We start from the raw sequence: 16,742 nt of genomic DNA, 5'->3' as shown, positions 1-16,742 counted from the left end.
TAACTTTTCTGCTTAAAAATAATCTATTTATTTTCGGCTTCTTTAGTTAATTTAGTATCGCGCTCTAACACCGGCTTTAAATATTTACCTGTGTAACTTTCCTTTACTTCAGCAATTTCTTCAGGAGTACCGGTAGCAACAATCGTTCCACCGCCATCGCCACCTTCTGGCCCCAAATCAATTAGCCAGTCAGCACATTTAATCACATCTAAATTGTGTTCAATGATCAAAACGGTGTTACCTTCATCAACCAAACGCTGCAAAACATCCATAAGGCGTTTAATATCATCAGTATGAAGACCAGTCGTTGGTTCATCTAAGATATAGAAATTCTTGCCAGTAGATAATTTTTGTAACTCTGCTGCCAATTTCATTCTTTGAGCTTCCCCACCTGACAAAGTGGTAGCAGATTGCCCAAGTTTTACATACCCTAAGCCAACGTCCACAATAGTCTGCAATTTACGCTCAATCTTAGGTATATTCTTGAAGAATTTAACGGCTTCGTTAATTGTCATATCCAAAACCTGAGAAATATTCTTTTCGCGATAAGTTACTTCTAAAGTTTCAGAATTATAACGCGTACCATGACACACCTCACAAGGGACATAAACATCAGGCAAGAAGTTCATCTCGATCTTGATAATTCCATCTCCATGACAAGCCTCGCAGCGTCCACCTTTAACATTAAATGAAAAACGAGCCTTGGTATAACCACGCATCTTAGCTTCATTTGTTTGAGCAAATAAAGTTCTAATATCATCAAAAACGCTGGTGTAGGTTGCAGGGTTAGAACGCGGAGTTCTACCAATTGGAGTTTGGTCAATATCGATAATTTTCTCAATATTCTTGTAACCAGTAATACTCTTATACTTACCTGGCTTAGTGGAATTATTGTTTAATTTTTGCGCTAAAGCCCTCTTTAGGATCATGTTAACTAAAGTTGATTTACCAGAGCCTGATACACCAGTAACCACAGTTAATTTCCCTAAAGGAAAATCGACATTAATATCTTTTAAATTGTTTTCTTGAGCGCCTTTAATTGTGATCTTCTTTCCATTACCTTTTCTTCTCTTTAAAGGAACCGGAACAAATTTTTCGCCCGAAAGATATTGACCAGTCAATGACTCGGGGTTCTTTTCTACCTCTTCTGGTGTTCCTGCAGCCATCACTTTACCGCCATAGACACCTGCGCCAGGTCCCATATCAATTAAATAATCCGCTTGCTTCATCGTCTCATCATCGTGTTCAACTACGATAAGAGAATTACCTAAGTCCCTCATTCGTTTAAGCGAAGCAATTAAACGATCATTATCTCTTTGATGAAGACCAATTGAAGGTTCGTCAAGAACATACATAACACCTGATAAATTCGAACCAATTTGCGTAGCCAAGCGAATACGTTGGGCTTCTCCACCAGATAAGGTATTAGCAGAACGAGACAAAGTTAAATAATCCAAGCCAACACTGTTTAAGAAGCTGAGTCGATCACGCACTTCCTTCAAAATTGGCTTAGCAATTGTCGTTTTAGCACCATCAAAACTGAGGTCTTTAAAAAAGGCTAGAGCTTTATCAATTGAAAGATCGGATGCTTGTGCAATATCTTTACCGCCAACCTTGACAGCCAAAGCTTTTTCATTAAGACGCATACCATGACAAGTTGAACAAGTTAATTCAGTCATATATTTCCCCATGACTTCTTGCATGAATTTAGACATTGGCTTGTTGTAGCGGCGGTTAACATTTACCATTACCCCTTCAAACGGTTGCGTTGTATCGTTAACACCAAAATCTCCGGTAACATGGAAGTTAATATCTTTTTTGGATCCAAATAAAATGATATCTTTTTGCCGTTTTGTAAGTTTGTTAAATGGTTTATCCATTGGAATCTTTAGAGCTGTGCAAGCCTGCTCTAGCATTTCACTGTAGTACTTAGAAGTCTTCCAAGGTGCTAAAGCCCCCTCGGCCAAAGTCTTTGTCTTGTCTGGAATAACTAAATCTTCATCAACTGACAATTTCATTCCAAGTCCATCACAGTCAGGACAAGCACCAAATGGTGCATTGAATGAAAATAATCGTGGTTCCATTTCGCCTACTGTAAAGCCGCATTTAGGACAAGCGTAGTATTCAGAAAAGTTGAGCATTTTATCACCAATAACATCAACATTTAAATACCCATCAGATAGACGCAAAGCCGCTTCAATGGAATCGAATAAACGCGAGCGAATACTTTCTTTGACAACTAAACGATCAACCACAATATCAATCGAGTGACGCTTATTTTTTTCAAGATTGAATTCCTCGCCTATTTCGTGCATTTCTCCATCAACAATAACACGAACATAACCAGCACGTTGAACACGTTTAAACACTTCTTTATGTTCACCGCGCTTAGCTCTAACAACTGGAGCAAGCAACTGAATCTTACTTCTTTCTGGAAGAGCCATAATAATGTCGACCATTTGATCAACACTCTGGCGTTCAATCACTGTTCCATCATTTGGACAAATTGGCGTACCGACTCTAGCCCAAAGCAGACGTAAATAATCATTAATTTCTGTAACTGTACCTACAGTTGAACGAGGATTATGAGACGTAGTCTTTTGATCAATTGAAATTGCTGGATTTAACCCATCAATAGAATCTACATCTGGTTTATCCATTTGCCCCAGAAATTGTCTAGCATAACTAGATAATGATTGAACATAGCGTCTACGTCCTTCGGCATATAAAGTATCAAAAGCTAATGAGCTTTTTCCCGATCCAGATAAACCTGTAATAACAACCAATTTATTCTTAGGGATTGTTAAATTTACATCTTTCAAATTATGTTCACGTGCACCGCGAACTACAATGTTATCATTTCCCATTTAATGCACTGCCCTTTTTCTTCTTTGGTTTTTTAACTGATTTTTGTAATTCCATAATTGCGTCACGCAAATTAGCTGCTTCTTCGAAATCAAGCTTTTTAGCAGCTTCTTTCATCTGTGTTTCAAGATTGGCAATCATTGTTTGCTTCTGCTTGACAGTTAATTCGTCAAAGTTCAAATCTGCAAAGCTATCTGACTTTTCTTCTTTTTGATCAGTCTTCTTAGTGGCTGAAATCGCCTCTCTAATTGGTTTAATAATTGTCTTAGGCGTAATTCCATGTTCCTTATTAAATTTCATTTGAATTCTGCGACGCCGATTAGTAGCATCAATCGCTGCTCTCATTGAATCAGTAATTGTATCAGCATACATAATTACCTCACCATTTGCATTACGTGCAGCACGCCCCATTGTCTGAACTAATGGACGATATGCTCTTAAGAATCCTTCCTTATCAGCATCCAAAATTGCCACTAATGAAACTTCTGGAACATCGATTCCTTCACGAAGTAAGTTAATTCCGATCAAAACATCAAATTTTCCTAACCGTAAATCACGCAATGTTTGCATTCTTTCAAGAGTTTTAATATCTGAATGCAAATAGCGAACTTTGATTCCTAAGTCTTTCAAATAATCAGTTAAATCTTCCGCCATCTTCTTAGTTAAAGTAGTGACAAAAACACGTTCATTGCGTTCAATTCGTTTATTGATTTCTCCAACCAAGTCATCAATTTGTCCTTGAATCGGCCTTACCTCGACTTTAGGATCAAGCAATCCAGTTGGACGAATAATTTGCTCAACCTTATGATCAGTTCGCTCTAATTCATAATCACCAGGTGTTGCAGAAACATAAAGAATCTTATTAACATGCTTTTCAAATTCTTCTAGCTTAAGTGGTCGGTTATCCAAAGCTGATGGTAAGCGGAAACCATAATCTATCAAAGTTTGCTTACGATTACGGTCACCGTTGTACATTGCCCGAATTTCTGGCATAGTTGCGTGAGATTCATCAATTAAAATCAAGAAATCATCTGGAAAGAAATCAAGCAAAGTATATGGTGGTTCACCCTCTTTGCGGTTTTCCATATGACGAGAGTAGTTTTCGATCCCATTAGTGTAACCAACTTCACCCATCATTTCCATATCATAAGTGGTTCTTTGCTTGATTCTCTGAGCTTCAAGCAATTTACCTTCACCTTCGAATTTTTTAACTTGAATATTCATTTCTTTAGAAATTGACTTCAAAGCCCGCCTTAATTGCTCATCGTTAGTCATAAAGTGAGTAGCTGGGAAAAGCGAAATAGTTTCACGTTCTCCAATTACTTCTCCAGTTAATGAGTCAATTTCAACAATTCGATCAATTTCATCCCCAAAAAATTCAACTCGATAAGCATGATTTGAATTACCAGCTGGAAAGATTTCAACTACATCTCCACGTACACGGAAACGTCCACGTTGGAAATCAATATCATTGCGGTCGTATTGGATATTAACCAAATCTCTTAATAATTCATTCCGTTCAATCTCGTCGCCTTCATGGATGGTTAAAACACTCTTAGCATATTCACGTGGATCACCTAACCCATAAATGCAAGATACTGAAGCAACGACAATAACGTCATTACGTTCCATCAAGGCACTAGTAGCAGCGTGCCGAAGTTGATCAATTTCATCATTGATTGCTGAATCTTTTTCAATATAAGTATCAGATTGTGGCACATATGCTTCTGGTTGATAATAATCATAATAAGAGACAAAATATTCAACCGCATTCTTAGGGAAGAAACTCTTAAATTCCCCATAAAGTTGACCAACTAAAGTTTTATTATGAGAAATTACTAAAGTTGGCTTATTAAGCTTGGCAATGATATTTGCCATTGTAAAGGTCTTACCTGTCCCGGTAGCACCTTCAAGGATTTGCTCTTTATATCCTTTTTTAAAACCTTCTGTTAACTTATCAATTGCTTGTTGTTGATCGCCAGCTGGCTTATATTTCGATACAAGTTCAAACTTGCGATCTTTTTGTCGTTTAATCATTGAAGACACCTCGCAAAAAAAGTTGGACACACTGTCCAACTTTAATTTTAACGTCTTTAATTGTACTATTACGAACGTAATTTCGCACGTAATTTGCTTTATTTTAACAAATTTGATAAAGCTTCTTGATAATCATCAGCTGCCTTCTTAGCAGATTCGATATCTTCTTTATTGACACCTACATACGCCTTAATAACAGGCTCTGTGCCTGATGGTCTTAAAGCAACCCAAGTTTCATCATCTAAGAAGTATTTTAAAACATTTGATTCTGGGAATCCTTCAAGGGTAGTTACTTGACCATTTTCAATGGTTTCTTTCTTCAAGAAATCTTGAATCTTAACAACTTTACTACCACCGATTTCAGTTAAGTGTTCGCTTCTAAGCTTACTCATCAATTCAGCCATCTTCTTTTGACCGCCAATACCAGGCATTTCAATGGCTTTAGTAACTTCATAAGCAACACCATACTTTTGCCAAATTTCCTTCAATCCATCGAATACAGTCATGCCACGTGAAGCATAATAACTTGCAACTTCGGCAAACATTAAGGCACCTTGCATAGCATCTTTATCACGTGCAAATGGTTTAAACAAATAGCCGTAACTTTCTTCAAAGCCCATCAGGAATTTTCCATCATGTTCTTTATTCATACGGTCTACTTCTTCACCAATATACTTAAACCCGGTCAGAACATGCTTAGTTTTAATACCGAAGTCCTTAGCAATTTTAAATGGTAAAGCACTTGAAACAACGGAAGTAACAATTTCATAATCGTTTTCTAATTTTCCGCTTTCCTTTAAGTGACGCAATAAATAGTATGCCATTAAAGTAGCAATTTGATTACCAGTTAAAACTTGGAAATCACCATTTTCTTTTCTAACAGCAGCACCCATTCTATCAGCATCTGGGTCAGTAGCAATGATAACATTGGCATTAACTTCATCAGCTAATTTAAACCCTGGTTCAAAAACATCACGATATTCTGGGTTGGGCTTAATGGTAGTTGGAAATTCTGGATCAATAATTGATTGGCTAGGAACAGGGATAACATTATCAAAGCCGCCTTGTCTAAATGCACGATCATAAAGCATCTTACCTGTACCGTGAAGTGGAGTATAAATGATTTTTAACTTATTAGCGTTAGCCTTAACCATTTCAGTATCAACTGTGACCTGCTTTAATTCATTAAAGTAGGCTTCATCAACATCTTCACCAATTAATTGCAAAGTTCCGTTTGCTCTTAGTTCAGTCACAGGAGCTGCTTTAATATCAAAAATATTATCTACTTTTTGAGCATAAGCAAACAATCTATCGGCATTCTCTGGAGCCATCTGAGCACCATCTTCACCATATGCTTTATAACCGTTATATTGTTTAGCATTATGAGAAGCAGTTATGTTAATTCCTGCAAAAGTATGTAAATATCGAACTGCAAAAGAAAGCTCAGGTGTAGGTCTTAAATCATCAAATAAGTAAACGTGAATGCCATGTGCACCTAAAATTCGGGCTGCATGTTCCGCAAATTCTCTTGAATGGTAACGAGAATCAAATGAAATTGCGACACCACGTTGCTTAGCATCTTCGCCTTCTTCTTCAATTAAACGCGCCATACCTTCAGTAACTCGTCCAACAGTGAACAAATTAATTCTATTAGTACCTGGTTCAAGTCTTCCACGCATGCCTGCTGTTCCGAAGTTGATATCTTGACCAAATGCATCTTCAATCCATTTTGGATCTTTTCCTAATTCTGCTAATTGATCACTCAAATAATCTGGTAAATTGGTGGCTTGTTGCCACTCATTAAAAATTTCTTTAGCTTCCATATATTCCTCTGTGAAATTTCTTTAATTCAATCAGCAATAAAAACCTAATTGTTGATTCTCTTGATGTTTTTTTGATAGTCAGAGAAGTGATTAATTTCTATTTGATTTAATTCACTCAAAACCTGACTTTGAACATCCTTAGGTAAACAATAAAACTTGATATGATCTTTATTTAACTTAAGGTCATATTCATTCTTATTAATGAGATAAATAAAGATATTCTTATCATCATATCTAATAATACCAGAAACACCAAATTCTGCTTGAAAAAAGCCAATTTTTCCATCAATTAGTACTGAATTATTCTTTCTAAAGTCAATCCAGTTTCTAATTCTATTTGGTAAAAAAGTGCTGATATTATCCCATGGAAAGAATCTTCTGTTATCTGGATCGCTATCACCGATTAGCCCTGCTTCATCCCCATAATAGATACAAGGAACACCAGGCAACATAAATAACAATCCAAATGCCAAACTGACTAAATACTCATTCTGCCCTAAAACAGTTTTTATTCTTGCAGTATCATGAGTACCAACATTGTTCAAACAATTTTTCAAAAAAGACGTAGGATAATGCTCGATAATTCGAGAAATGTTATCAAAAACTTGAGTTTCTCTTTCATAGTTATCCGCAGTTAACAAATTAACTATAAAGTTTCTGATAGGATAATTCATAACCCCAGTCAGATTATCTCCCGTAATATACGGACGGTATTCACTATTAACATATTTGTTCGACGCATCTTCCCATACTTCACCAATTAGAACTGAGCAATTATCTTTTGCCAATCGGCTACGAATATTACGCAAGAACGGCATCGGAAGTTCATCAGCCACATCCAATCTCCAACCATCAATATCAAATGTTGTCCATTTATCTAATACTCCTTTTTTACCATAGATTAGATTTTGGTATTCTGGATTACTTTTATTAAACTCTGGTAACGTCGAAACTCCCCACCATGACTGGTATTTTTCTGGATAATTAATGAAATTAAACCAAGATTTGTAACGACTGTCTGGATTATTAATTGCTGCTTGAAAATATATACTATCCTGACCTGCATGATTAAACACGCCATCTAAAATCAAACGTATCTTATTTTTATGCAAATCAGTAAGTAAGTTATTTAAATCTTCTTCGTCTCCAAGCATTGGATCAATTTTAAAATAATCAATTGTATCGTACCGGTGATTACTTGAAGATAAAAAAATCGGATTTAAATAAATAATATTTATTCCAAGCTTCTTAAAATATGGGATTTTTTGTCTAATTCCTTCTAAATTTCCGCCAAAAAAGTCCCACCTGACAATTTCCCCACGAGAATTCTTTATATAATATGGAACATCCTCATCTGTTGCATAAATAAAAGAATTTTTCTTTTTACCATAAATCTCACCATGAGGATTTCCATTGGCAAAACGATCCGGAAAAATTTGATACGCAGTCCCTTTTTGATACCAGTCAACTTCTGGGGCATCATAGTCATAACAAGTTAATTGAAAACTGTTGATATTCTGACCATTATCAGTCAAAACTCCTTGGCCAAATCTACCTTGTTCAACAAATTTCATTTGATTATCAACTTTAAAGGCGAAGTAATAGTAATAAATTCCTGAGGTTCCAACTCTAACTTCAGTTTCATAGCGTTGAGTTTGAGTATTTATTCCCATCGGATATGCAACAGGTTCTTCACCACTTTTGATCAACCAAAGAGTTACTTCTCTTACATCTTGATCAAATTCCAGGCACCACTTAACTGTAGTTCCTGCTTGGATTGCCCCAAATACACTTTTGAAATCTTCATCCCAAGAATCAAATTTAACTTTCATTTTTACTTTGTCTTTTCTATTTTCAGTTGATTCAAATGCCAAATTTCTTTTGCATATCGTTTGATTGTCTTGTCAACATCAAATCGTTCTGAATGCGCAATATTGACCAAACTCATTTGGTACCAAAGTCTCTCTTGAGCCCAAGCTTGTTCAAGCTTATTCTGAATTTTTATATAGCTACTAAAATCTGCTAAAACCAAGAATTGTTCGTTATCTTCTAAGAAGTTATTGAACAGTGCTTGTCCCTCGCTATTGCTATTTGGAATTGTGCCGTCGATCAAGCTATCAACAGCTCTCTTCATTACCGCATCATTCTCATACAAATTTCTTGGATGATACGACTTGGAAGCATAATATTTATAAACTTCATCTTTAGCTAAGCCAAATGAAAAGATGTTATCTTCACCAACTGCATCTTTAATTTCAATGTTAGCTCCGTCCATTGTTGCAACCGTTAATGCACCATTAGCCATAAGCTTCATATTACTTGTACCACTAGCTTCTTTAGTAGTAGTTGAAATTTGTTCACTCACGTCAGCAGCAGGGATGATTTTTTCAGCAAGAGTTACATCATAATTTTCTAGGAAGATGACCTTTAATTTATCATGAATATCTGGATCATTATTGATCATATTAGCTGTTTCATTAATAACTTTAATTACTTGCTTTGCGAATACATAACTTGGAGCAGCTTTAGCACCGAAAATCACAACACGCTTTGGATGATCAATTCCTGCCTTCAAATCTTGATATAAGTGTAGAATGTGCAACAATTTTAAGGTCTGACGTTTATATGCGTGTAATCTCTTAACTTGAACATCAAAAATAGCTTTTGGATCAACAATAATACCAGTTCGATCTTTTATGAGTTTAGCTAGCTTTACTTTGTTATCGTACTTAATTTTCTTTAAAGAATTTAAAGTTTCTGAATTATGAAGGTATTTTTCAAAATTCAGCATTTCATCGGAATTAGCTCGCCATTCTTTACCAATTGTCTTATCGAGTAATTTAGATAGATCTGGATTAGCAATTTGAATCCAGCGACGTAAAGTAATTCCATTTGTTTTATTATTAAAACGTTCAGGATAAAGGTTATAAAAGTCTTTCAATACTTCTGTTTCAAGTAATTGCGTATGAAGCTCTGCAACACCGTTTATTGAATGTGATCCAATAATAGCTAAATGGGCCATGCGAACTTTTCCATCTTTGATGATTCTAGTTCTCTCAATTACTTCATCTGAAACTTTATTCTTTAAATTCTCAACATAACGACGATCAATTTCGGTAATAATTTGCATAATCCGAGGCAAAAGCTCACTCATCATCGAAATTTCCCACTTCTCTAGTGCCTCTTGCATAATGGTATGGTTGGTATAGCTCATGGTTTTTACTGTAATATTCCATGCCTTATCCCAACTAACACGATATTTATCAACCAATAAACGCATCATTTCTGCAACGGCCAATGCAGGGTGAGTATCATTTATGTGAATAGCTACATAATTTGGTAATTCAGAAAAATCATGTTTTGCAATTTCTTTAACATAATAGTTCAAAATACTTTGTAATCCCGCAGAGGTAAAGAAATACTCTTGCTTAAGACGCAATAATCTTCCTTCATAGTTTGAATCGTCTGGATAAAGAATTGAGGTAATATCTTCAATTCGCCGTCTATCTTCAATTGTAGGATAATTTAATTCTCCCTCTGGTGGAATTTCTGCATCCCACAAACGCAAAGTATTTGTTAAACCATTTTGATAACCAACAATCGCAATATCATATGGTACAGCTCGAACTACTTCTTCACCTTCATATTGAGGAACAAGCCAGCCATTATCGTCAACCATATGAACTTGCCCACCAAATCTTACTAAAACAGATTTGGATTCACGTCGAACTTCCCAATAATCTTGGCTCTTCAACCAATCATTAGGTAATTCTTTTTGATATCCATTAACAAATTTTTGCTTAAATAAACCGTATTTATAACGAATTCCATTACCGTTGCCAGTATAACCAGTTGATGCAAGTGAATCCATAAAAGCTGCAGCCAAACGACCTAATCCACCATTTCCTAAAGCCATATCTGGTTCTGCTGTTGCAATCGTATCTAGATCTAATCCTAGATCCTCCAAGGCTTCGCTTACAGTTTCAAGCCAACCTAAGTTTAACAAGTTGCTTTTTAACAAAGTTCCTGGCAAAAACTCAATTGAAAAATAGTAAACTTGTTTTTGTTTCTGTTCTTTTTCCGAAATTCTTGTTCTACGCCATTGTGGGGCAAAGCCATCTCTAACAATTGCGCTCAAAGCTGCAAATAATTCTGCATTGGAAGCTTCAGAAATTTCTTCTTCATAGTAATTCCGAACTTTTCGCGCTAGTCGTTGTTTAAATTCTTCTTTCGTAATTCTCATTTTATCCCATCAACTCCCCATACATCCATTTATATTTATCAGCTGAGTTTTTCCATGAAAAATCAGAATTCATTGCCTTTTTCTGCATCATAATCCAATTTTTCTTTTGCTGATAAACGGTTAGCATCTTTTTAATTGCTTGAACCATTTGATAACCATCAAATTGTTTAAAGCCAAATCCTGTACCAGCATTCTTTGTTTTATCATATACCCACACAGTATCAGCTAAACCACCAATCTCATGTACAATTGGCAAAGTTCCATATCTAAGGGCAATGAGTTGAGACAACCCACAAGGTTCAAAAGCAGATGGCATTAGAAAACTATCTGCACCTGCATAAATTCTTTGAGCTAATTTAACATCAAAGGCTAAAATCACTTTTAATTTATTCTTGTGATTATTAGCAATTTCAGTCAAATAATGTTCGTAATATGGATCTCCATTTCCTAGAATTACCAGTTGAACATTAAACTTCAAAATATTTTCTAATTCGTCAATTAGCAATTGAAAGCCTTTTTGTGAAGTTAATCTTGAAACCATCCCAATTAGTGGAACATTTGATTTTACTGGAAGATTTAACTCTTTTTGTAGTGCCGTTTTGTTCTGTATTTTTCTATTTAAATGATGAATATTGTACGTGGTATGAATATCCTTATCTGTTTCAGGATTATATTTGTTAAAATCAATCCCGTTCAGAATACCAGTTAACTTATGAGAGCACATTCTTAATATGCCATCAAGTCCTTGACCAAATTCTGGAGTTTGAATTTCACGCGCATAAGAATAACTAACTGTTGTAACCCGATCAGCATACAGTATCCCTGTCTTCATCCAGTTAACATCATTATCCATACGAACGATTCCACTATCAAACCAATCATAACCTAAGCTAAAGAATTCTGGTAAAGTTTGAGCGTTATATTTACCTTGAAATTCTAAGTTATGAATCGTCAAAACAGTTTTAATTCCTTGGTAGGCTTGCACAAAACCCCATTTTTCTCTTAATAAAAATGGGATGAACGACGTATGGTAATCGTTGCAATGCAAGATATTAGGAATAAAATCGAATCTTTCCATCATCATAATTACTGCTTGTTGGAAAAATGCAAATCTTTCTCCATCATCGTAGTATCCATATATTCCAGGACGTTTAAAATAGTATTCATTATCAACAAAGAAATACTTAACGCCATTTCTTTCAAGTTTAAAAATACCGCAATATTGGTTACGCCAACCAACAGGAACAATAAAATTACCTTGATATTCAAGTTGTTTACGATATTTTTCTGGCATATCTTGATATAAAGGTAAAACCACCCCAACATCGACGCCACTTTTAGCTAACTGATTAGGCAAAGCGCCTAATACATCACCTAATCCACCTGTTTTAAAGAATGGTGCACATTCCGCACCTGTAAATAAAACTCGCACAATGTCTCCTTACTTTTTAATAATATCTTTCGTAATAATTGCACCTTTTTTGATTACCAAAGGTTTTTCACTAGTTCCTTTAATTGTGACATTTTTCTTAATCACAACATTTTTATCAATAATGGCATTTTCAACAGTACAGCCTTTTTCCAAAACTACATTGGCCATTACCACTGAATTAATTAATTTGGCATTTTCAGAAACAGACACCCTTCTTGAAAGAACCGAATTAATAACTTCACCGTTTATTCTACAACCAGTAGCTAACATAGAGTTTCTTACTTTTGAATCTTTAGAGAAATAAGTTCCAACTTCATTTCTAATTCTAGTAATAATTTTTTGATTACCATAAAGCAGTTGATCTCTCTTTTTCTTATCGAGCATTTCCATATTAGCGTCATAATAGCTTTTAATATCATGAACATTATGTAGATAGCCTGTATATTCATAAGCATGAGTTCGATATTTTGCTGCTAATGCTGTGAGTTTTTGACCTAAATCAAGTGAAATGCCACTCTTTTGAGCTTTCTTTAATTCTGCGATTAACCAATCTGTATCTGTTACAAAAATGTTCATGCTTAAGTTATAAAAATCTTGATGTTGCGCATCAATTGTTTGCTGATTGGAAATAATTGTATTGTTTTCATCCAAAATGAACATTTGGTCATCATTAGCAACATTATCTTCACTAACTCTTTTGAAAACTGCTGTGATCTTATCATTATTTTCCTGATGAAAATGTAAAATTGATTGAAGATCAAAATTTCCGATCATTTTATTTTCTATCAAGACTGCGTATGGATAATTCGAAGTTTCAAGAAATGTAATTAAATCATCAAAATAGTTTGCACCAGATGATTGTTTTCGCATAATATTTTGATAAAAATCTAAATATTCATACGATCCAATTGTGCTCAATCCCCATTCCTTGCCGCCACCTAGATGATCTAAATAAGATCTAACTTTTTCTTGATTAATCAGGGTATATATATCATTTATTCCTGCATCAACAATACTTGATAGTGGAAAATCCATCAGACGGTACTTGCCTGCAAAGTATAATGTTGACAAAGATCTCTCGTCAGTTAATGGCGATAAAGCCTTATATTCATGTTGATTACTAAAAATTGCAGCCATTTTTCTAGTCTTCATTAGGCAACACCCCTACTCTTTCTGAATTACCAATCACTTTAATATCGTCTATTGAACCCTCTACTACAGCTCCGTCACCAATTTGAGCATTTTCACCAACTATCGCATACTTGATGGTTACATTTTTACCAATTTTCACTCCTGGCATAATTACCGAATCACTAATTTTCGAGCCTCTTTGCACATCTACATTAGTTGATAAAACTGAATGATTAATTTTGCCATCAACATAACAACCATCAACTATCATCGAATTATTGATGCGGGCATTATCTGTAATAATTTGAGGAGGAGCAATTGGATTTTTAGAGTATATTCTCCAAGAACGATCGTACAAATTGAGACCATCACTGCCATCTAAAAATTCCATATTTGCAGACCATAATGATGAAATTGTACCAACATCCTTCCAATATCCTGCAAATTGGTAAGCAAAAACTCTTTCATCGCTCTTTAAATAGTATGGAATAACATTCTTACCAAAATCCAGCATGTCGTCATTAGTTGTAAATGCTGTTGTTAAGACTTCACGTAATCTCTTCCAATTAAAAATGTAGATTCCCATTGAAGCATGGTTACTTTTAGGATGTTCCGGTTTTTCTTCAAACTCAGTAATACGTCCACTTACATCTGTATTCATAATTCCAAATCTTGATGCTTCATTCATTGGAACATCAATAACAGCAACAGTTAATGATGCATTATTGTCAATATGATTTTGCAGCATTGATTCATAATCCATTTTGTAAATATGGTCACCTGACAAGATGAGAACATATTCTGGATCTTCATTATCAATAAAACTAATATTTTGATAAATAGCATGGGAAGTACCTTTAAACCATTTACTACCTGCATTATCAGTATATGGTTGTAAGATAGTTGTACTAGCTTCTAATCCATCTAATCCCCAACTTGCTCCATTACCAATGTGTTTATTCAGTAATAATGGCTCATATTGGGTAATAATGCCAATATTTCTAACTCCAGAATTAGCACAGTTACTCAAGGTAAAATCGATAATTCGATATCTCCCTCCAAAAGGAACTGCTGGTTTTGCTTGATCACTAGTAAGTTTGCCTAATCTAGTACCTTTACCTCCTGCTAAAATTAGGCCCAACATTCTTGTACTCATTTTTCCTCTCCTACTATTTTCTTCTTCTCTTAATGTGAATATCGACTGGTTTGATAATCATTGCACTAAAGCCAGGTAAATCAACATGGATTTGATAGTTTAAATCTTTGAATGGGGAATCTTTAGTTTCAAATTTTTGTTTTGGTTTAGTCCATGTACCACCATATTCACTTCTTGCTGTGTTAAATATTTCTTCATATGTTCCTTTGTATGGAACTCCGATATGAAAATCTTTTCGTTCAACTGGGGTAAAATTCAGAATGACAATTAAAAAATCGTGCCTTATTTTTCCCTGTCTGATAAAAGATAGAACAGATTCATCTTTATTATCTGCATCAATGATAACGACTGAATCTTCCTTTTGTTCTAACTGCCATAGTGATGGTTGATTTAAATACAATTCATTCAATTTCTTATCAAATAATTGCATTTTCTGATTTAACTCATCAGATAATTCGTCCCAATCTAATCCTTCTGCATAACGCCATTCAATATATTGTCCAAATTCACTACCCATGAATAGTAACTTCTTACCCGGATAAGTCATTTGTAAGGTATAAAGATTACGTAATTGATCAAACTGGTCTTCTCGGCTACCAAACATTTTATCCATTAAGCTTTTTTTGCCATGAACGACTTCATCGTGCGAAAGCGGTAAAACGAAATTCTCACTCATGCGATACATAAATGGAAAAGTAGCTAAATTGAAATTAAATTTTCTAAAGAGTGGATCCATTTCATAAAAACGTAATATGTCATTCATCCATCCCATATTCCATTTAAAGTCAAAACCAAGTCCACCATCTTCAATTCGACCAGTTATTTTTACTTGTGCAGAGCTTTCTTCAGCAATCATCAAAGACTCTGGATGACAACCTTTGATAGTTCTATTCAACTTCTGTAAGAATTCAATTCCTTCTAAATTGCGATTCCCACCAAACTTATCTGGTGTCCATTCTCCGGGTGCTCGATCATAATCACGATAAAGAATATTAGAAACTGCATCTACTCTAAGTCCATCAATATGGTACAGTTCTAACCAAAACAATGCGCTTGATAATAAAAACGATTGTACTTCTGGTTTTCCTAAATCAAAATTAAGTACGCCCCAACCTTTATTTTCTGCACGCCAACTTTCTGAATATTCAAATGTTGGTGTACCATCGTAATAAGCTAATGCATCATCATTTTTACAAAAGTGACCTGGCACCCAATCTGTAATTACACCAATATTTTCGTTATGACACGCTTCAACAAAATCTTGCAATTCTTCAGGAGTTCCATACGTCCGCTCTAAAGCATAATAGCCAATTGTCTGATATCCCCACGACGCATCAAGTGGATGCGCTGTTAAAGGTAAAAATTCAATATAATTAAAGCCTTGCTGCTTAACATACGGAATTAATTCTTTTTGTAATTCTTTTAATGAATATAGCGCCCCATCTTCATGTCTTTTCCAAGAGCTCAGATGAACTTCATATATATTAATTGGTCTTGCAAAGTGATTTGACCGTTTGTTGCGGCCAATCCAACCACCGTCATGCCATTTCTTCTGAGGAAAATCTCTAATCACAGCGGCATTACCAGGTCTTGCCTCTAATTGGATAGCAAACGGATCAATCTTCATAATTTCCGTTCCGTCAGCTTGTTTAACCAAATACTTATACAACTGGTCTTCTTGTGGTAAATCAGTTGTAATACTCCAAATCCCCTCCGAATTTCGAGTCATTTCAAGTGATTTTGACCAATCATTAAAATCACCTGTTAGCCAGATTTTTTGTGCATGAGGTGCCCAAACCCTAAAAACATATTCATCATTTTCTTTGTGACAGCCCAAAATTTCTTGTGCTGCAAATTCTTTTCCTAAATGAAACCTTGTAATCCTTTCAGATACTTCTGTCATATTCTTCACTTCTTTCTTCCTCAAAAAGCAAGCATATTACTGGTTATATATAGTTAATATAATCAATTTCTTCTAGTTTCATTATATATTATTTAATGGCCGATTGTAAAATGAAGTTGGACACTATGTCCTAAATTAAAAAAGGTCATTTG

The 16,742-nt window shown here is 35.0% G+C and carries 9 protein-coding genes; all 9 read right to left on the bottom strand.

Features of this window, described 5'->3' with window-relative positions; all coding sequences use genetic code 11:
* Positions 1-23: 23 nt before the first annotated feature.
* Positions 24-2,867, bottom strand: coding sequence for an excinuclease ABC subunit UvrA (gene uvrA, locus FC46_RS04535; protein WP_057798299.1), 2,844 nt, complete (start codon positions 2,865-2,867; stop codon positions 24-26).
* Positions 2,857-4,902, bottom strand: coding sequence for an excinuclease ABC subunit UvrB (uvrB, locus tag FC46_RS04530; protein ID WP_057798297.1), 2,046 nt, complete (start codon positions 4,900-4,902; stop codon positions 2,857-2,859). Before uvrB ends, uvrA begins: the two co-directional genes overlap by 11 nt.
* 98 nt (positions 4,903-5,000) lie before the next feature.
* Complete coding sequence (locus FC46_RS04525; RefSeq protein ID WP_057798295.1) at positions 5,001-6,725, bottom strand: phospho-sugar mutase; 1,725 nt, start codon at positions 6,723-6,725, stop codon at positions 5,001-5,003.
* A 44-nt stretch (positions 6,726-6,769) separates the two neighbouring features.
* Complete coding sequence (locus FC46_RS04520) at positions 6,770-8,557, bottom strand: glycoside hydrolase family 13 protein (protein ID WP_057798396.1); 1,788 nt, start codon at positions 8,555-8,557, stop codon at positions 6,770-6,772.
* A 2-nt stretch (positions 8,558-8,559) separates the two neighbouring features.
* Positions 8,560-10,968, bottom strand: a complete 2,409-nt coding sequence (locus FC46_RS04515) for a glycogen/starch/alpha-glucan phosphorylase (protein WP_057798293.1) — start codon at positions 10,966-10,968, stop codon at positions 8,560-8,562.
* 1 nt (position 10,969) lies between these two features.
* Positions 10,970-12,400, bottom strand: a complete 1,431-nt coding sequence (gene glgA / locus FC46_RS04510) for a glycogen synthase GlgA (protein ID WP_057798291.1) — start codon at positions 12,398-12,400, stop codon at positions 10,970-10,972.
* A gap of 9 nt (positions 12,401-12,409) precedes the next feature.
* Positions 12,410-13,552: a glucose-1-phosphate adenylyltransferase subunit GlgD gene (gene glgD / locus FC46_RS04505; protein WP_057798289.1), complete on the bottom strand. Its 1,143-nt coding sequence runs from the start codon at positions 13,550-13,552 to the stop codon at positions 12,410-12,412.
* A complete protein-coding gene (locus tag FC46_RS04500; RefSeq protein WP_057798286.1) occupies positions 13,542-14,687 on the bottom strand; it encodes a glucose-1-phosphate adenylyltransferase in 1,146 nt (381 codons plus the stop codon). Before FC46_RS04500 ends, glgD begins: the two co-directional genes overlap by 11 nt.
* Before the next feature lie 13 nt (positions 14,688-14,700).
* Positions 14,701-16,590 (bottom strand): 1,4-alpha-glucan branching protein GlgB, encoded by a 1,890-nt coding sequence (glgB, locus tag FC46_RS04495; RefSeq protein WP_057798284.1) that lies wholly within the window; start codon positions 16,588-16,590, stop codon positions 14,701-14,703.
* Positions 16,591-16,742: the final 152 nt, after the last annotated feature.

The sequence above is a fragment of the Lactobacillus kalixensis DSM 16043 genome, assembly GCF_001434335.1.
GTDB lineage: Bacteria > Bacillota > Bacilli > Lactobacillales > Lactobacillaceae > Lactobacillus > Lactobacillus kalixensis.
Note: the sequence above shows the minus strand (reverse complement) of the source record. Positions and strands in the feature narration are given on the sequence as shown.

Excerpts from the sequence above, each read along its gene's own strand:
- FC46_RS04525 (WP_057798295.1), bottom strand. The coding sequence starts at position 6,725 with ATGGAAGCTAAAGAAATTTTTAATGAGTGGCAACAAGCCACCAATTTA.
- glgB (WP_057798284.1), bottom strand. The coding sequence starts at position 16,590 with ATGACAGAAGTATCTGAAAGGATTACAAGGTTTCATTTAGGAAAAGAA.
- uvrB (WP_057798297.1), bottom strand. The coding sequence starts at position 4,902 with ATGATTAAACGACAAAAAGATCGCAAGTTTGAACTTGTATCGAAATAT.
- FC46_RS04520 (WP_057798396.1), bottom strand. The coding sequence starts at position 8,557 with ATGAAAGTTAAATTTGATTCTTGGGATGAAGATTTCAAAAGTGTATTT.
- uvrA (WP_057798299.1), bottom strand. The coding sequence starts at position 2,867 with ATGGGAAATGATAACATTGTAGTTCGCGGTGCACGTGAACATAATTTG.
- FC46_RS04515 (WP_057798293.1), bottom strand. The coding sequence starts at position 10,968 with ATGAGAATTACGAAAGAAGAATTTAAACAACGACTAGCGCGAAAAGTT.
- glgD (WP_057798289.1), bottom strand. The coding sequence starts at position 13,552 with ATGAAGACTAGAAAAATGGCTGCAATTTTTAGTAATCAACATGAATAT.
- FC46_RS04500 (WP_057798286.1), bottom strand. The coding sequence starts at position 14,687 with ATGAGTACAAGAATGTTGGGCCTAATTTTAGCAGGAGGTAAAGGTACT.